Annotated in this window: 22 protein-coding genes and 1 pseudogene; 15 read left to right on the plus strand and 8 right to left on the minus strand. The window is 37.2% G+C overall.

Annotated features, from left to right (window positions below; all coding sequences use genetic code 11):
* Window positions 1–124 precede the first annotated feature (124 nt).
* From mecA to pepF, 3 genes are all read left to right on the plus strand, one after another.
* A complete protein-coding gene (gene mecA / locus LBYS11_RS03530; RefSeq protein ID WP_004227456.1) occupies window positions 125–793 on the plus strand; it encodes an adaptor protein MecA in 669 nt (222 codons plus the stop codon).
* Window positions 794–986: 193 nt separating this feature from the next.
* On the plus strand, window positions 987–2,105 hold the full coding sequence (locus LBYS11_RS03535; protein ID WP_103117493.1) for a competence protein CoiA: 1,119 nt from the start codon (window positions 987–989) through the stop codon (window positions 2,103–2,105).
* Window positions 2,106–2,156: 51 nt separating this feature from the next.
* Window positions 2,157–3,974 carry an oligoendopeptidase F gene (gene pepF / locus LBYS11_RS03540; protein ID WP_103117494.1) on the plus strand — a complete coding sequence of 606 codons (1,818 nt, stop codon included), beginning with the start codon at window positions 2,157–2,159 and terminating at the stop codon, window positions 3,972–3,974.
* Between the two features lie 391 nt (window positions 3,975–4,365).
* Here pepF and LBYS11_RS03545 read toward each other — a convergent pair whose 3' ends face one another.
* From LBYS11_RS03545 to LBYS11_RS03560, 4 genes are all read right to left on the minus strand, one after another.
* Entirely contained in the window at window positions 4,366–5,175 is an 810-nt protein-coding gene (locus tag LBYS11_RS03545) for a DsbA family protein (RefSeq protein ID WP_004227450.1), read from the minus strand.
* The gene (locus LBYS11_RS03550; RefSeq protein WP_004227447.1) at window positions 5,168–5,575 is read right to left on the minus strand and encodes a globin domain-containing protein; all 408 of its coding nucleotides are present in this window, start codon (window positions 5,573–5,575) and stop codon (window positions 5,168–5,170) included. The genes LBYS11_RS03545 and LBYS11_RS03550 overlap by 8 nt, the downstream gene beginning before the upstream one ends.
* 220 nt (window positions 5,576–5,795) lie before the next feature.
* Window positions 5,796–6,554 carry a lytic transglycosylase domain-containing protein gene (locus LBYS11_RS24080; RefSeq protein WP_103117495.1) on the minus strand — a complete coding sequence of 253 codons (759 nt, stop codon included), beginning with the start codon at window positions 6,552–6,554 and terminating at the stop codon, window positions 5,796–5,798.
* Between the two features lie 29 nt (window positions 6,555–6,583).
* Complete coding sequence (locus LBYS11_RS03560) at window positions 6,584–7,171, minus strand: CYTH domain-containing protein (RefSeq protein WP_103117496.1); 588 nt, start codon at window positions 7,169–7,171, stop codon at window positions 6,584–6,586.
* 126 nt (window positions 7,172–7,297) lie between these two features.
* Here LBYS11_RS03560 and LBYS11_RS03565 point away from each other — a divergent pair, with 126 nt between their 5' ends.
* From LBYS11_RS03565 to LBYS11_RS03590, 6 genes are all read left to right on the plus strand, one after another.
* The gene (locus tag LBYS11_RS03565; RefSeq protein ID WP_004227440.1) at window positions 7,298–7,681 is read left to right on the plus strand and encodes a UPF0738 family protein; all 384 of its coding nucleotides are present in this window, start codon (window positions 7,298–7,300) and stop codon (window positions 7,679–7,681) included.
* A gap of 56 nt (window positions 7,682–7,737) precedes the next feature.
* On the plus strand, window positions 7,738–8,409 hold the full coding sequence (locus tag LBYS11_RS03570) for a GTP diphosphokinase (RefSeq protein WP_004227437.1): 672 nt from the start codon (window positions 7,738–7,740) through the stop codon (window positions 8,407–8,409).
* A complete protein-coding gene (locus tag LBYS11_RS03575) occupies window positions 8,406–9,200 on the plus strand; it encodes an NAD kinase (protein ID WP_004227435.1) in 795 nt (264 codons plus the stop codon). Before LBYS11_RS03570 ends, LBYS11_RS03575 begins: the two co-directional genes overlap by 4 nt.
* Window positions 9,175–10,110: an RluA family pseudouridine synthase gene (locus tag LBYS11_RS03580; protein WP_103117497.1), complete on the plus strand. Its 936-nt coding sequence runs from the start codon at window positions 9,175–9,177 to the stop codon at window positions 10,108–10,110. The genes LBYS11_RS03575 and LBYS11_RS03580 overlap by 26 nt, the downstream gene beginning before the upstream one ends.
* Window positions 10,111–10,528: 418 nt before the next feature.
* On the plus strand, window positions 10,529–11,905 hold the full coding sequence (gene mgtE, locus LBYS11_RS03585; protein ID WP_048392024.1) for a magnesium transporter: 1,377 nt from the start codon (window positions 10,529–10,531) through the stop codon (window positions 11,903–11,905).
* 53 nt (window positions 11,906–11,958) lie between these two features.
* Window positions 11,959–12,360 carry a hypothetical protein gene (locus LBYS11_RS03590; RefSeq protein ID WP_231595610.1) on the plus strand — a complete coding sequence of 134 codons (402 nt, stop codon included), beginning with the start codon at window positions 11,959–11,961 and terminating at the stop codon, window positions 12,358–12,360.
* 63 nt (window positions 12,361–12,423) lie between these two features.
* Here LBYS11_RS03590 and LBYS11_RS03595 read toward each other — a convergent pair whose 3' ends face one another.
* A complete protein-coding gene (locus LBYS11_RS03595) occupies window positions 12,424–12,948 on the minus strand; it encodes a CotY/CotZ family spore coat protein (protein WP_004230953.1) in 525 nt (174 codons plus the stop codon).
* Between the two features lie 133 nt (window positions 12,949–13,081).
* Here LBYS11_RS03595 and LBYS11_RS03600 point away from each other — a divergent pair, with 133 nt between their 5' ends.
* The 6 genes and pseudogenes from LBYS11_RS03600 to LBYS11_RS03625 all read left to right on the plus strand — a co-directional run bounded on the left by LBYS11_RS03600 (window position 13,082) and on the right by LBYS11_RS03625 (window position 15,921).
* Entirely contained in the window at window positions 13,082–13,486 is a 405-nt protein-coding gene (locus LBYS11_RS03600; protein WP_225340734.1) for a YhcN/YlaJ family sporulation lipoprotein, read from the plus strand.
* Window positions 13,487–13,941 (plus strand): annotated as a pseudogene (gene spoVAC, locus LBYS11_RS03605) (stage V sporulation protein AC). It abuts the gene before it with no gap.
* On the plus strand, window positions 13,935–14,930 hold the full coding sequence (locus tag LBYS11_RS03610) for a stage V sporulation protein AD (protein WP_054549787.1): 996 nt from the start codon (window positions 13,935–13,937) through the stop codon (window positions 14,928–14,930). Before spoVAC ends, LBYS11_RS03610 begins: the two are co-directional and overlap by 7 nt.
* Window positions 14,931–14,946: 16 nt before the next feature.
* Window positions 14,947–15,306: a stage V sporulation protein AE gene (spoVAE, locus tag LBYS11_RS03615; protein WP_369823981.1), complete on the plus strand. Its 360-nt coding sequence runs from the start codon at window positions 14,947–14,949 to the stop codon at window positions 15,304–15,306.
* 65 nt (window positions 15,307–15,371) lie between these two features.
* Window positions 15,372–15,542, plus strand: a complete 171-nt coding sequence (locus LBYS11_RS03620; protein WP_009374137.1) for a YjcZ family sporulation protein — start codon at window positions 15,372–15,374, stop codon at window positions 15,540–15,542.
* A gap of 130 nt (window positions 15,543–15,672) precedes the next feature.
* A complete protein-coding gene (locus tag LBYS11_RS03625; protein WP_004230969.1) occupies window positions 15,673–15,921 on the plus strand; it encodes a stage VI sporulation protein F in 249 nt (82 codons plus the stop codon).
* A 120-nt stretch (window positions 15,922–16,041) separates the two neighbouring features.
* Here LBYS11_RS03625 and LBYS11_RS03630 read toward each other — a convergent pair whose 3' ends face one another.
* From LBYS11_RS03630 to LBYS11_RS03640, 3 genes are all read right to left on the minus strand, one after another.
* Window positions 16,042–16,470 carry a GNAT family N-acetyltransferase gene (locus LBYS11_RS03630; RefSeq protein WP_054549889.1) on the minus strand — a complete coding sequence of 143 codons (429 nt, stop codon included), beginning with the start codon at window positions 16,468–16,470 and terminating at the stop codon, window positions 16,042–16,044.
* A gap of 3 nt (window positions 16,471–16,473) precedes the next feature.
* Window positions 16,474–16,989 carry a YjcG family protein gene (locus LBYS11_RS03635; protein ID WP_054549788.1) on the minus strand — a complete coding sequence of 172 codons (516 nt, stop codon included), beginning with the start codon at window positions 16,987–16,989 and terminating at the stop codon, window positions 16,474–16,476.
* Window positions 16,990–17,072: 83 nt separating this feature from the next.
* Window positions 17,073–17,792: an alpha/beta hydrolase gene (locus LBYS11_RS03640; protein ID WP_103117498.1), complete on the minus strand. Its 720-nt coding sequence runs from the start codon at window positions 17,790–17,792 to the stop codon at window positions 17,073–17,075.
* Between the last annotated feature and the right edge of the window lie 12 nt (window positions 17,793–17,804).

Consider the following 17,804-nt stretch of genomic DNA (forward strand, 5'->3'; position numbering starts at 1 on the left):
TTTACTGTAGTGTGGTCAAAGGTTGAAAAACAAATGCAGTATGAAGGTTAAAAACAAAGAATAAAAGCATACTAATGAAACAAACTGTTTTTCGACATATGACAGTGAAGGGAGATGAGGTCTAGTGGACATCGAACGTGTAAATGAAAATACACTCAAGCTCTTTATTACGTACAATGATATAGAGGATCGCGGCTATAGTCGTGAAGAAATTTGGTACAATCGAGCAAAGGGTGAACAACTTTTTTGGGATATGATTGATGAAGTAAACACGGAGGATTATTTTGATGTAGAGGGTCCGATTTGGATTCATATCAATGCATCTGAAGTAGGCTTAGAAATCATTGTCACACGTGCACATATTTTAAAAGACGGTGAAACATTAGATGGTCATTCGAATTTTGATGAACACAAAGATATGTTTGCACCATTCGATGAAGTTGGAGAGGATCTTCTTAGCCAACTAACTCAATTTGGTGACATGGATGAGTCAGAATTATTTATGGATACAGACATTTATGTTTATAAATTTAAAGATATTGATGAGTTAATCCCTGTCGCAAAACGAATGACAGACGAATTAGTGGATTCCTCATTATTCAAATATGAAAATTGGTACTATCTAGTTGTTGATTTCGGAAACGCAGATGAGGATTTAAATCGTCATGATAGAAATGCAGTTATCAAGGAATTTTTAACACCATCCAATTTTACAATTCATCGTCTAGAGGAGTACGGTGAAAAGATTATGGAATTCAATTGCTTTGAAACAGTTCGAAAATACTTTGCATAGGCAATGAAATACTAATTATTTTAGACTGTAGTGAAACTCGTAAATGAATCGAGTTTCGCTACAGTCCTTTTTTATGTTTTCAGCATCAAAGAGCTTGAATAAGAGCGCATTTTTAAAATTTCAAGAAAAAGGTGCTTTATTTTTGTTAGTGAAAATCCATTCTATTATAGTTGGCTAAAAAGGAGCTGATACTATGCTGATTGCCTATAACAATCAACAGCAACTATTTCTCCCATATCAATATACGAGGAAAGCTTTACAGCGATATAGGCGGCAAATGAAATTTTATTGCCCTCAATGTTTAGAACAAGTTCAATTGAAAATAGGTAACTATAATATTCCACACTTTGCTCACTTCACAAAAAATCAATGTTCACAGCTGTTCGCAGAAGGTGAATCTAAAATACATTTACAAGGTAAAGTGCAATTATATGAGTGGCTCCAAAAGCATGGACATCAGGTGAAACTAGAACCATATTTAAAGGAGGTTTCTCAGCGCCCAGATTTGCTTGTTACACTCGATAAGGAGCAGTTTGCAGTTGAATTTCAATGTAGTACTATCTCTCATGAAAAATGGCATCAACGAACAATGGGCTATGAAAGAAACGATATACAAGCAATTTGGCTTTTTCAAACTCCACAAGGCAAAGAAGCTGTCAACGGCATCAGAAAAATTAGAATCTCTCCACTCTTGCAAAAGGCGTTTATAACGACAACGGATTTACCATATTTATTGACGTACAACCCGGTGACAGCCCAGTTTGTTTATTGGACGAATCTTCTTCATGTTCATGGGCATACTTTCATAGGTAAAGTACAGAAAATTTCGGTCGATCTACAACATTTCCCTTTTTATAGACCTCAACGTATTACCCCAGAAGAATTTCAACGCTATTGGCAGCTCTATAAACAGACTTGTAGGCAATTTGCGCATAGTCGTCTTTTACATAGCAAGAAGGGGGCACAAGATCCATTTTTACGTAATTGCTATGAATTAAATCTTTCTCTTACTGCTCTGCCACCATACATTGGTATTCCAGTGAAAGAAGGAGCAGCTATCCCTTTGTTTACGAGCGAGTGGCAAATAATGCTGTTTTATTTTAGTAAACAATTAGGACGTCTTCCATTTGAATTAACAAAGGGGCAGATGGAAAACTTTTTATGTAAGCATCAGCTGGAAGTAACCGAACAAGCACTCAGGGCTATTCAAAATTATGGGTATCTTCTTAAGCGTATGCATCATGAGGATGGTTTACTAGATAATTGTGAGCAAGTCTATGTACATTTATTTGCAATTGCCACAATATACTGAGAAAATATGAGAGTAAAAGGAAAAAAGCACATATAAAGGGGGCTGGCATATATGGCTAGTAACAGTAATCAGGTTTTGGTTCGAAAAGAAGTACCAGAAGAATTAACATGGCGCTTAGAAGACATCTTTGCAACAGATGCAGCTTGGGAAGAGGAATTGAAGGAGGTTGCAGAGCTTGCTAAACAAGCACCTAGCTATGCAGGTACTTTAAATAATGGGGCAGAGGCATTATTAGCAGCTTTACAGTATCATGATCATATATATGAACGTGCAATGAAGCTCTACACATATGCTCATATGCGCTATGATCAAGATACTACAAATAGCTTTTATCAAGATATGAACAGCCGTATTCAAACATTGGCAACGAGTATCTCAGCTGGCCTTTCCTATTTAACGCCAGAAATTCTGTCATTAAGTGAAGAAACGATTGAACGCTACTTAACAGAAAACCAAGACCTAGAACTATATAAGCAATCTTTAAAAGAAATTACAATGGCACGTCCACATGTATTACCAGCCGAACAGGAGGCATTGCTAGCGCAAATGTCTGAGGTGACAGGTACAGCTTCGAATACATTCAGCATGTTAAACAATGCCGATATGGTATTCCCTCATGTGAAAAATGAAGAGGGAGAAGAAGTACAACTTACGCATGGTAATTATATCAAGTTTTTAGAGAGCAAGGATCGCTCTGTACGTGAAGGCGCATTTAAGGCTATGTACGAAACATACGGCAAGTTTAAAAATACGTTCTCGGCTACGCTAACTGGTAATGTAAAGAAGCATAATGTAAGTGCTCGAATTCGTCATTATGAATCTGCACGCCACGCTGCCATGTCTAATAACTTCATTCCTGAAAATGTCTATGATCAGCTGGTGGAAACAATTCATAAGCATTTACCAGCTATGCAACGTTATATTTCGTTGCGTAAGAAATTATTGGGTGTAGACGAATTGCATATGTGGGATTTATTTGCGCCACTAGTTAAAGAGGTGGAAATGAAGGTCTCTTATGATGAAGCGAAAGATATTTTAGTAAAGGCTTTAGCTCCATTAGGGGAGGAATATCAAAGCATCGTTCAAAATGGACTGGATAACCGCTGGGTCGATGTTTTAGAGAATAAAGGGAAGCGTAGTGGAGCCTATTCTTCAGGCGCCTATGGTACGAATCCGTATATTTTAATGAATTGGCAGGATAATGTGAACAATCTATTTACATTAGCACATGAATTTGGCCATAGTGTTCATAGTTATTATTCACGCAACAACCAGCCATTTGTTTATGGAGACTACTCTATTTTTGTGGCAGAGGTCGCTTCTACTTGCAATGAAGAGTTATTAAATGACTATTTACTGAAAACAATTGATGATCCACAACAAAAAATATACTTATTAAACCATTGGCTAGATGGCTTCAGAAGTACGGTATTCAGACAAACAATGTTTGCAGAGTTCGAACACCTTATTCATCAGATGGATAAGAACGGTGAATCCTTGACAGCAGATCGTTTAACAGAAGTTTACTATGAATTAAACAAAAAGTACTTCGGTGATGATATGGTGGTAGATGAGGAAATAGGCTTAGAATGGGCTCGTATTCCACACTTCTACTATAATTACTATGTTTATCAGTATGCGACTGGTAAATCAGCCGCTACAGCGTTGAGTAAACAAATTTTAGAGGAGGGTGCACCAGCTGTAGAACGTTATATTAATAACTTCTTAAAAGCGGGATGCTCTGATTTCCCTATTGAGGTATTAAAGGCAGCAGGCGTTGATATGAACGTAGCTAAGCCAATTGAAGATGCATGTAAAGTATTTGAAGAACGTTTAAATGAATTAGAAAAATTATTGTTAAATAACTAATTAATTGGGCTATAGGAATGTTCCTATAGCCCAATTATTTTTATTAACAGCATAAATTAAAAGGAAAGAATAATGTTTTTTTTTGATTTCTAAATAGTTTAAAAGTGTGCATCTTGGAAAAATACTGTTTGTAATCGCTTTCTATTTGACAAATTTGTGAATCTAGTATTGGTTTCATTGCTAAATATATTATTCCATGATAGAGTAATTCTTGTGAAATAAATCACAAAACAAACATACACCCCTTTGTTTGAACGTGAACATTTCTCCCATCCCCTTTGTGAAAAAGAAGCGTCTCTATCGGTCGAGGATAGAGGCGCTTCTTTGTATTTTGCGTTATCTTGAAAAAGGGACTCCATCATGATGATTGGAGTCCCTATTGTTTATTTTATTATTTAAGACGCCATAACGTAGCGTGAGTAGTCTGGATTCGTTCGATCTTTTGTTGCAGCATGCGTTTCTTTAGTTCACGCTCTGCTGCTTGCTCTGTTAATGAATAGATAAAAGCTATTTCATTTGTAGAAAGAGTATGGAATTTAGAAAATAAGTCCTCTATTGATGGTAAAGGCTGACGGACAAGCTGTTCGTTCAGCATTTCTTGTAAAATATGTTCATAAACTTCATAGGAATAGCTACCACTAACTTTTAGTCCCTCATCTTCAATACATTCATTGAAAAATACGATACTTGGTACTTCATCTACTTCCATTTCGCGTTTAATATATAAATCGCATTGGAAAGCACGTGCTGCCTCTTTTGAACCAAAGTCAACAGTAAACTCATTCATATCGAGTTGAACATCCTCAGCTATTTTTAAAAGCGTTGCATAGGAGTTTACATCTTGATGACTTAATAATACGTATTCTTGTAGTTTCGACAAATAACGCGCACCTGCACGTTTCCCCTGTAATTCAGCTGCTTTAATAGCGATAGAAGGTAAAACAGGGTGATTAATATCAAGTTCGATGCCTGAAATACAGCCTTTGACACGTTTACTTAAGCAATTTAAAGAAGTAAGTTCTGTACTTAAAACAAAGCGCCATGTAAAGTAATGGTTGTATTCAAGCTGTAATTTACGAAGAGTTGCTTGCATACTGAAAGCTTCAGGGCAAAGTGGATCTACGAAAATATACAATTCAATTGGCTTGTTTGCAGTAGAAATCGTTGGCGTTGGCTCTTGCAACATTTGAATATTATTCACGTAACAATTCCCCCTCATCGTCATTTGGCGTATTAACCATGTGATGAGCTGTTAATACTAAACGTTGATAATAAGTTTCACGGAACTTCCCTTCCAAACCTACCTCATCCATTGCTTCTGACATACACTCTAGCCAAGCTTGAGCGCGGTCAGGTGTAATAGGAAAATTCATGTGACGTGCACGCATCATCGGATGACCATGCTCCTCAGTAAAAAGATTTGGCCCCCCTAAATACTGTGTTTGAAATTGAATTTGTTTACGGGCTGTTTCTGTTAAATCTTTTGGAAAGATTGGAATAAGATCAGGATGCTGAGCAACTCTTTTATAGAACGCATGAATGAGTTCTGACAGTTTTTCAGCTCCCAGCTCCTCATAAGGAACAGTGTATTTTCGACTCATAAGTTATATGCTCCTTTAATTCTTTATATCGTAAAGTACCATATTGTATACTTCATCCTCATCAAATTGTGAAATTCTTGTGACTACCTTCATTCTATCAACGTCTTTTCGTTAACACAAACAAAGAGCTCTTTCGAATTGCTGTTCGCTACAAAAGCACAAATTTCACCACTATGGGTGAAATTTGTTGGAAATGACATAGATAACAGGAAAGATGCGATTACACTGTAAAGTAATTCATCACTTTTTTGACATAATTCTGTGTTTCTTTGAAAGGAGGGATTCCTCCATATTTCGTAACACGAGATGCGCCAGCATTATAAGCTGCTAATGCTAGTGAAGGGTCATTATTAAACTTATCTAGCATTTGACGCAAATATTTTGCACCAGCCATAATATTCTGCTCTGGATCAAAAGCGTTAGTCACACCCAAATATTGTGCTGTTTTGGGCATGAGTTGCATTAAACCTTGCGCACCCGCATGGCTTACTACAGTTGGATTAAAATTAGATTCTTGTTTAATAACCGCTGCAATAAGCTTCTCGGGTATCTGATAAGTAGCGGCTGCTTTTTCAATAATGGCAGTATACTCATTTGATCCTGCTAGTGAATTAGCATATGCTGTAGAGCCTATTACATCGTCTGAAACATAGGAATCAAGTTTGTTATTAGCATATGTGTTTGCTAAAGCTTGTTTGACTGATTCAGGTATAAACACAGCATTAGACCCTTTGTAAAGTAATGATTCTAATGGACTTTGCTCCAAAGTAGCTAATTCTTTGACGAAATTTGAATTATTTGCTGTTCCTGTAGCAAGCAAGCTTGATAATTTAGCATTACTTGCTGTCGAAGTTTCTCCTAATAATTCGTTAATCATATCAGAAAAAATAGACTCATTGTCCGTGGGTGAACTTTCGCTTGATCCAAGTGTTTGCAAAGCCCGAATTTCTAGTAAAGATTTGAATGATTGAATATCCAAGGAGTCAGACACCTTCCTTTTTTCTACTTTTATAAATTTTGTGCTTTTAGTGCCTTCATAAAACGAGCAATTTTTTTATCAGTTGGTTGCTTATCAATACCATATTTTTGTAAAAATTCGTCGAAAATTATATTTCCTTTTATTGCATCTTTTGCTTCATATTCTACCTCATAATCGTCACGCTGCAAATAGAAAGAATGATCAAAAACGAGAAGTCCCTCTTTGTAAGGAATTTCGACACGATCTGTAGTGAGAGAACCAAATACATGCAATTGTTCTAAAGGAATGTGATGAAGAGCTAATCTTTTAGCTACCTCTTGAGCATAAAATCCTTTGCCATCTAACATTTGTTGCGCCTCTATTGCTGTTATTTCATCCGTCGTTTCAAGGTGAGCATGCTCGGCGTTTTTTTCTTTGAGCGTACATTCGAAATAATCACCAATTTGTCTAATACGAAGACCACTTTGTAGGTTGCGAATTGCTTGATTAGGTGTGTCAAAATAATGATTTGTTTGACGATGAATAGCATTTTGGCTAATGTGGAACTCTTGTAATAATTGCTCGTATTGTTGTTTTGTTAATAGATTTTTAAATTCAATTTCAATTTCTTGTGTCATTTATAGTCACCTATTTATTTTTTATTTTTCATCCGTTGTTTCGCTCGAATTAATATTTACACACTGCAACTATTTACCCTGTGTGCTAAAATAAGAGGAAGAGTACAACGAAAAGGGGAACCGCATGTGCGTAAAATTTATACAATAGATACATCGAATTTTGAACAAGATCAACTTCATTTTAGTTTAAACGACAATGAAGTAAATTTACAGTTAAAACCTGCTGGACAACTCATTGCAGATTCAGATGATTTTGCATTCATTTATTTACTTGATGCAGGTGAAGACTATCATTACTTGCGTTTTCCACCGAGTAGTTGGGAAAATCTTGTACATATTTTACAAAAAGGGAAAAATCCATTGCTACGAATAGGTGAAGAAGTGATTGAGCTGACAAATTTCTACGAGGAATTGGAAATGCTCGTGTATAATATTGAAGGAAATTACAATTATGGGGCAGAATTTGTCCAGGCAGTGGAACAACACTTCAAGGCTATTCTTGCTGAATAGAAAGACAAAACGAACAGATGGTGGTGTTCGATACCGATTGTCGGGAGGTTTTTACAATGGGACAATGGGAAATTTTTTTAAGTCCTTATAAACAAGCAGTAGACGAATTAAAAGTAAAATTAAAGGGCATGCGTTCGCAATTTGGTATTGTTAATGCCAATTCGCCAATTGAATTTGTTACAGGACGTGTCAAGCCTTTAGCAAGTATATATGACAAAACGTTAGAAAAAGGACTAGCTTTTGAGCCTTCTAAACAACTTGGTGATGAACTTGGTGATATTGCTGGCCTTCGGATTATGTGTCAATTTGTTGATGATATTTCAACGGTAACTGAGCTAATTCGTCAGCGAAAAGATATGCGTGTAGTGGAAGAACGCGATTATATTACACATAATAAGCCTAGTGGTTATCGCTCCTACCATATGATAGTGGAGTATCCTGTTGAAACAATACAAGGAAAAAAAGTAGTATTAGCGGAAATACAAATCCGTACACTAGCCATGAATTTCTGGGCTTCAATAGAGCATTCTTTAAATTATAAATATAAGGGCATGTTCCCAGAAGAGATTAAGAATCGCTTGCAAAGTGCTGCCGAGGCAGCATTTCGGTTGGATGAGGAAATGTCATCCATTCGTAGTGAAATTCAAGAGGCACAGGCCTACTTTAGCGAATATAAAGAAGCATCGAATCCTAATTTACTAACGGAGAAGGAGCGTGACGCACAATGAAATTTTCGATTCAATCACGTAGAGATGCACAATCCAACGAGCTGATGGAACTTGCTAAAACCTATTTACAGGATTTTGGCTTGACCTATGATGAAGAGACGCCAGAAATTGTTGTTTCGATTGGAGGAGATGGCACACTATTGCATGCCTTTCATCGATACTCCCATTTATTAGATCAGGTAGCCTTCGTTGGTATCCATACAGGGCATTTAGGATTTTATGCGGATTGGAAACCATCTGAATTAGAAAAATTAGTTTTGTCCATTGCTAAGAAGGATTTTAATGTTGTGGAATATCCACTGCTGGAAGTAAGGGTAGAGCATCATAATGCCGAATCAAATACGTATCTTGCTTTAAACGAAGCAACCGTCAAATCGCCAGATGTTACACTTGTGATGGATGTAGAGTTAAATGGCAATCAATTTGAGCGTTTCCGTGGTGATGGTCTTTGTGTATCCACTCCCTCGGGTAGTACGGCTTATAATAAAGCTCTAGGTGGAGCCATCATACATCCTACACTAGCGGCACTCCAAGTCACTGAAATTGCCTCAATTAATAACCGCGTTTTCAGGACAGTAGGATCGCCATTAATCTTACCAGCACACCATCATTGTGTATTGCGTCCTGTAAATGAACAAAATTTTAATATGACTGTTGATCACTTGCAAATTACTCAAGGTGATGTCAAAGCCATAGCGTTTAATGTAGCAAATGAAAGAGTACGTTTTGCCCGTTTCCGACCATTCCCATTTTGGGAGCGAGTGCATGAATCATTTGTTGCAAATGAATAACGTGGATACAAGATTTACATTACAATTTGAGGCAAAGAAAAATGGCCAATTATTACGAGAGGCTCTTCAAGAGTGGCGTATTTCTAAGCGAGCTCTAACAGCTATTAAGTTTGATGGTGGCATGTTGACTGTGAATGATGTCGAACGTAATGTGAGACATATCCTGCAAGTTGGAGATTGTGTGAAAGTAACGTTTCCTCCTGAAGAAAAAAGTGAAGGGCTTGCTATCGAGTATGGAGATTTGTCCATTGTATACGAAGATGATGCCATCATAGTGCTCAACAAACCAGCTCATCAAAGTACGATACCCTCACGAGAGCATCCAACCAACAGCATTGCAAATTTAGTTTGTGGCTATTTTCAGCAACAAGGATTGGCCTCTACGGCTCATATTGTTACAAGGCTAGACCGAGATACATCAGGTTTACTATGCATAGCTAAGCATGCTCATATTCATCATTTAACAGGGCTTGCTCAGCGTAAGAGAGAGATTTCAAGACAATATGAAGCCATTGTACATGGACATATCGAACAAAACTTTCAATCGATTATAGCTCCGATTGGTCGTAAAGAAGCTAGTATTATTGAAAGAGAAGTACGAGAAGATGGACAATATGCACATACGGATGTAAAGGTTCTGAAGCGTTTTTCACTGGGTGCTGAACCAATGACACATGTACGACTTCAATTGCATACAGGGCGTACACATCAAATTCGCGTGCACATGTCACATCTTGGACACCCACTTGTGGGGGATGACCTTTATGGTGGTAGTCGTCTTCAGATTGATCGACAAGCATTACATTGTGTATCTTTAAGTATGGAGCATCCTTTAACAAGTGTGCCATTACACTTTACAAGTATGCTAAATGAAGACATGCAAAGATTACTGAAGGAATCTTCAGCATAAATTTTTGATAAAAGGAGGTGTTCGCGCAAACGAGCATCTCCTTATCGTTTTTTGAATTAGGTTAAACTGCGTATTTCTTCACGAGGGAGATTCTTAATATCACAGGTTGTATGGTAGGTGAAAATTGGATGTATTGTTTATCTGCGCGTCAACAACAACTATCTTGGAGTTTGGCTAGAGAAGTAGATTATTTTTTACACCTTATTCATAACAAAGTGACAAAGGTAAGGTATAGTAAAATAGAATCGTCATGATTTTAGGCGTAATATTGAATTTTATAAAAATCTGCCCAATTGCTCATAAATATAACTTAAAAAAGAGTTTGCAGAAAAGGTACATTACACTCTATTATATAGAAGGTAGATTTACGGCAGCATTGCCCGTAAAATGATTGAAAGCTCGGAAGGAGGGGACAAGCATGATAGAGGAAAGAAATGAAAAGGATGATGTGCAATTTGATGAGGCACATCTACGAGAAATGCTGGAAGCACATAATATTGACGCATTCCGTGATGAGTTTTTAGAACTTCATCCATATGATCAGGCAACGTTTTATGAAAAGGTGGAACCTGATATAAGGAAAATCATCTATTCGTTCTTGTCTCCGACAGAAATGGCTGATATTTTTGAGGCAATCGATATTGAAGATGATGAGTATAAAGCATATCTTGCTGAAATGGATCCATCATACGGTGCAGAAATGCTATCTCATATGTATGCGGATGATGCGGCAGATGTCTTAAATGAACTGGATACAGCACAGCGCGAAAGCTATTTAGAAATGATGGATGAAGAAGCGGCAGAAGATATTAATGAGCTACTAAGCTACGATGAATATACTGCTGGCTCTATCATGACCACTGAATATGTCGCTATACCAGAAAATTCAACAGTTCGTTCAGCTATGGCTATTTTGCGTAAAGAGGCACCAGATGCAGAGACCGTTTATTATATTTTTGTTGTGGATGAAGAACATCGTCTAACGGGTGTTATATCGTTACGTGACTTAATCATTGCTGACGAGGATACACTTATTCGGTCAATTATGAATGAACGTGTCGTAATGGTACATGTAGGCGATGACCAAGAAGAAGTCGCGCAAATTATGAAGGATTATAATTTTTTAGCGACACCTGTTATTGATGATAAAGGAGAATTACTTGGTATTATCACGGTTGACGATATTATTGATGTTATTGATGAAGAGGCTTCTGAGGATTACTCTAAATTAGCTGGTATTTCGGATATGGATAAATTTGATGTAACACCATTCCAAGCAGCTAAAAAACGTTTGCCATGGCTAGTAGTTCTACTGTTTCTAGGTATGTTAACAGCTAACCTAATGGGGCAATTTGAGGATACTTTAGATAAGGTTGCCTTACTAGCGGTCTTTATTCCATTAATTTCAGGAACTTCAGGTAATAGTGGAACACAGGCATTGGCCGTGGCCATTCGAGGGATTGCAACAGGTGATGTAGAAGAACATAGTAAATTGAAGTTACTATTACGTGAAGCAGGTACTGGCTTAATGTCAGGCATTGTTTGTGGATTAATTGTTATTGGGATCGTTTATTTTTGGAAACATGAACTTGTCCTAGGTATGTTAGTAGGGGCAGCGCTTTGTGGTTCTATTTTAGTGGCAACATTAGCTGGTTCATTTATTCCATTGTTAATGCATCGACTAAAAATTGACCCTGCTGTTGCATCAGGACCCTTTATTACTACATTAAATGATATTACAAGTATTTTAATTTATTTGGGCTTAGCGACAGTTTTCTTAAGCCAAATAGGCTAAGAACCAATTTGCTTACTTTCGCATATTGTATGGAAAAAAGGGAAGTGAGTAAAGTGGATCAAGAACCACGCTTGTTTATAAAATCACCATCATATTTTTTAAATATTTCTAAGGTGTTACATGAACTTGATTTGGATGAAAGTACATCTGTCTATGTAAAGGACACTATGTTCGATGAGCAAATAGTTGAAGAAAAAAATGAGACAGTGGATGAAGTACAAATAGATCCTTATTTACTGAAACAGCTCCAGTTTTTAGAAAAACCATTTCGTCAGAGAGCCTATCAGCCATTATTAGTTTGTTTAAAGGATGGTAGAAAATTAACTGGGACAGCTTCAGATGTACAGAATGATTCTTTAATGCTCACATCATTAGAATTAAAAATACAGGAAATCATTCATTTTGAAGATATACAGCAAATACTTTGGCGAGGAAGAAAATTGCCAACTTTATAAAAAAAGTGTACAGCAGAGGATGCTGTACACTTTTTTTATGTGTGTGTGTCAAAGGTGAAAGAATTAGTCACAAATCCCTAAGTCAACATCAGCGATACATTGTACAGCGCAGAAGCAAGATAAATCCACAGTAATACAGCTATCTGTTGAGCTCCAGTCATCTACTTTACAGATTTTCTTCATGTTGATACAACAACCATCTTTGCTTAGTAAGTCTACTGTACTTTCACTAGAGTCAAATGTACATAATGGCTCTAAAACACGTAAAGTAGCACAGCATTCATCAAACATATCTTCTACGCGGAAGAATACGGATGTACAAATACAAGGATCTGCTGTTGGAGAGTTAAAGAATGCTTTGAAAGGAGTACCATCTTTTGTAATTAACATGAAAACACGTGTATCTGCTTGTGAGCGTGCAGGACTAACAATCCCGCCTAGTGGCTCTAAGAAACAGTTTGCTGTACATGGAGAACACTCATCTCGCACCGCTTGATTTTGAATATCTAAAATAGCGCGAACTACGTCACAAACGCAGCCTGCTGAATGGATTGGTCCAATAGGATTTGTTGGCTTACCACAACCCATATTGTCACCCCCTTTCCTTGTTACTACTTCTACAATATGTACTTTTGAAAACTGGACTCGGGCTTTTGTGTATTTCTTTGAATGAATAGTTTTTTTATGTGTGGAGAAACTGTAAAGAAAAGGAGGGTAAAACTTGAGGCTACTAGGAATGACGTTACCTCTCTTAGTTGTTTTATCGCTGTTAAATGGTTGTGCTGAAAAGGAAAAATTTATCGTCTATGGGTCTCCACAAAATGAAAGTGAAGTCGAAACCCTTATTAAAGAAGAAGACTATGTTGATCGCTCAACGGTTATTCAATATGACGATAGTATGCTTATCGCAGTACAAATTAAACCATGGGAAAAGTGGAAAAAAACTAAGTTAGAGAAAAAATTGCAAAAGAAATTTGAAGAGAAATATCCAAACAAAGAAGTGTTTGTCTCCGCTGATTACAAAATTTTTTATGAAGCCAATAAAATAAAAAAGGATCAGATGGAAGATAATAAATTAAGCGATAAAATTACAGAACTAAAAGAGCTTGCAAAGGAGGAGACATAAATGGAAAAAGAGCAGTATCAACAGTTAGAGCAAAATGTTACACCAAAGCCCCCTTATTTAAAGAATGTAGCAAAAGCCTTTTTCGTTGGCGGTTTTATTTGTGCAATCGGTCAAGCTGTGTCTCTTTTTATATTATTTTCTTCAATTTTACAGAAGCAACAGCAGGAAATCCTACGGTTGCAACGATGGTATTTTTCGCAATGATATTAACAGGTCTTGGCCTTTATAAAAGAATTGGTCAATTTGCTGGGGCTGGATCAGCAGTTCCAGTAACAGGCTTTGGTAATGCTGTTATTTCGGCAGCAATCGAGCATCGTTCTGAAGGGCTAGTATTGGGAGTCGGAGGAAATTTATTTAAATTAGCAGGATCAGTTGTTTTATTTGGTGTAGTGTCAGCATTTTTTGTAGCGCTCATTAAATATATCCTCGTAACGATAGGAGTGGTTTCATGGTAATTGTATTTCAATCGAAGCCCTCTCTTTTAGCAGGTGGTGTGGTAGCAGGTCCATTAGAAAATAGGAGTATTTTTAGTCAATATTTTGACTCTGTGTATGATGATGAACGTTGGCAAATGAAAACAAACGAACAGGGACATCGTAAAATGATCGAAGAGGCCTGTGAATTTGCTATGAAAAAAATGGGCGTACAAAAAGGTGATATCAATTATTTAATGGGTGGAGATTTAGTCAACCAAATGACGCCAACTAATTTTGCCGCTAGGGATTTAGAAATCCCTTTTATTGGACTCTTTTCGGCATGTGCCACATCTGTATCTTCAGTCATTATTGCATGCCTGTTAACCGAGTTAGGTGCTGCTAATTTTTCATTAGCAGGTGCCTCTAGTCAACATAATGCAATTGAACGCCAGTTTCGTTACCCGATCAATTATGGAGCACAAAAACCACAAACAGCTCAATGGACTGTAACTGCTGCTGGTTATGCGCTAATTGGGAAACATCGCGAGGAGTATCCATCTATAGAAGCAGCAACAATTGGCAAATCCGTTGACTATGGTATGGATGATCCTTTCCATATGGGTGCTGCAATGGCACCTGCTGCATTTCAGACGATTCAATCTCATTTACAACAGAGAAATCAAAAAATTTATCATTACGATTTAATTTTAACAGGCGATTTGGGCCAGCTTGGCTTAAAGCTATTGAAAGGAATGCTTGTGGAAAATGGCGTGAAAAATGAAGAGCTCACGTTATTACGTGATGCAGGTGCTGAATTTTATGGACAGGATGAAGCATTCCAATCTGGTGCAAGTGGTGCAGGCTGTTCGGCAGCTGTTTTTTTTAGTTATGTTATTCAACAAATGCGTGCAGGGAGCTATAAGCGAGTATTACTAGTAGCAACGGGTGCGCTATTATCTCCGCTATCCTATCAGCAAGGCGAGACGATTCCATGTACGGCACATGCGATAGAAATTACGATGAAATGAGGCAAAAAACATGGTTATGACTTTTATATTTGCATTTATTGTTGGAGGCATTATTTGCGTCATAGGCCAATTATTAATGGACGTTGGCAATTTAACACCAGCACATACATTAAGTACGTTAGTGGTTGTAGGCGCTATATTGGATGGTATGGGCTTATATGAGCCATTAATTAATTTTGCTGGAGCAGGTGCGACAGTACCCATTACATCCTTTGGGAATTCATTAACACATGGTGCTCTGGCAGAGGCAGAAAAACATGGACTTGTAGGCGTATTAACAGGCATGTTCGAGGTAACAAGCTCAGGAATCAGTGCTGCTATTGTGTTCGGCTTTATTGGTGCATTAATATTTAGACCAAAAGGAAATATTGACTAGACGAATACCCCTCCCATTTTTACGACCGAAACATATTATAGGTTGTAGAAGGGAGGGGTGCTTTTATGGGATACCAAGGCTGGGGCTCACAACCGTACGGAAATAACGTTGGTGGGTGGAACAATAGCTACTGCGGAGGATACTCTGGAGGCAACAACTATGGTTATGGTTCTACATTTGTTCTAATTGTTGTACTATTCATTCTATTAATTATTGTTGGCGCTACTTACATCTAATTTGATGAACATAATAAAGGCTTTAGCTTTTATTTAGGAAATTCTAAATAAAGTTAAGGCCTCCACCATTTGCGAAATGTTTCGTGCAAGAAGCAAGGTCATATTGAGTTTTAATGATAGGAGGGAAAACATGCATCGCTCGTTTTTTAATTCGATTGAGCAAAAAACAGGTGTATCGATGGATGAAATCTTCGCATTAGCCAATGCCATTCAACATGCGGATTTTACCAGTGAAAAACAAGTAAGAAAAATTGTACGACGTGTTGCTAAAATATCTAACAGATCGATTACGCAAGAGTTAGAAGATAAATTAGTACAATCTATTATTCAAGATGGCGCATCACTAGATTTCGATAAAATCACTAGAATGATGAAGTAGCGCATGGCATATCTACTTGGCAATGCAGCTTGTTACGATAGAGTAGATAAATGGTGGCAAGCGAATTCGTCTCATAAAAAAGGGGTGTTACGACATTATAAATATCGTAACACCCTTTCATTAAATGTTCTTTTCCATAGCACGGTGTGGAATACCTGCATCCATAAACTCGGGTGAGGTAACTGTAAAGCCTAGCTTTTCGTAGAAGGGAATAGCATAGCTTTGTGCATGAAGTTTTAAGGTTTTTTTATTAATGGAAATAGCGTGCTTCTCCATTTCCTTCATGATTAATGCGCCTAACTTTTTGCCACGTTGGGATTGTAAAATACAAACACGCTCAATTTTAGCTGTATTGTTGTCAATACTGCGTAAACGTGCTGCTCCAACAGGCTCATCGTTATCATACATAATAAAATGTGTTGCAGTTGCATCCTCAGCATCACATTCTAGATGAAGCGGAACACCTTGCTCTTCAACAAATACTTTTTTGCGAATAGCAAAGGCATCATCGTGTTCTTGTTTTGTTTCAACAATTTTAACGTTATACAACAATCACTCAGCTCCAGACAAACGGAATGTTTCGTAAGTTGTCCATGAACCATCTTCTAATTGATATAAAAGATGAATGCGATCAATTGTATCTTTTTCATCAACGCCTGTCATGCGTAATTGACCAAAAATGTCATCATGCTCTGAATCTGACATTTTTTGAGCGATTGTAATGTGTGGAACAAAGACATGCTTCATTTCCCCATAAGGGATTTTTTCTTGAAGCTCATGTTGGAATGCTGCTAATTGTTCTGTTGGTTCAATGCGGAAGTAAATCGCATTTGTTGTAGGGAAAAACGAACTAATGCGAGATGCATGAATGTTTAAAGGTGCATATTTAGCAGCAAGTTCATCTAATTGCTTGACGATGGTTTGAATCTCTTCTTCAGACGCATCGAAGCTGTCCTTTAATGTCATATGCGGTGTAATCTTTGCATAATGAGGATCGTATCGTTTGCGATAAGTATTCGCTAAATCTTGCAATTTTTTTGATGGAAATGCCACAATACCGTACTTCATAGTCCATTACCTCCCGAAAATAAACAATTTTTCTAATTAAGTATAACAGAAATTTCAGTTTTCGTAATTTGAATCGCTTCATATTAATTGAAATTTTCAATTAATGCACGTCGAAGGTCTGGTTTCCAATATTTCCATGTATGATTACCATCGAACTCGTCATAAAATGTAGTAAACCCTTTATTTATCATGAGATCATGCAATTGACGATTAGGTGTTAAAAAATCTTTGATGGTTTTATCCATTGTCACAACCTGATCCTCGCCTTTGCCTACGATATGGTAAATAGAAATAGATCCTGGATCTTTAAAATTTTCCACGGCCTTTAATACATCAGCATCTACATAAGGTGATTGTAGAATGACTTTGCCAAAGATGCTTGGGTACTTTAAAGCAGCCATTAAGGAAGCTGTAGCAGCCATAGAGTCACCAATTACCCCACGACTCATACCCATTTGGTAAGTGGCATACTCACGATCTAAATACGGTACTAGTTCATGTGCTAAAAAGCGAAGATAGGCTTCATGTTGCTCACCGCTCGGAATATATTTATGACGTCGATCTTTTATGTCTTTGTAAGGAACAAATGCAATAATTAAATTTTCGATTTCATAATCATCAATCAGTTCATCAGCTAGCTTTGTAATACCGCCAAGTTGGAAATAATCTTTACCATCTGATGCGATTAAAATGTTGTATTTATATAGTGGAGAATAATTTGCAGGAACATAAATATAAAGCTGTAATTCTTCCTGTAATGACTCACTGTAAAATGTTAAATCCTGTACTGTTCCCTTATCCAATGATGACACTCC

It is taken from the genome of Lysinibacillus sp. YS11 (genome assembly GCF_002896375.1).
Classification (GTDB): Bacteria; Bacillota; Bacilli; order Bacillales_A; family Planococcaceae; genus Lysinibacillus; species Lysinibacillus capsici.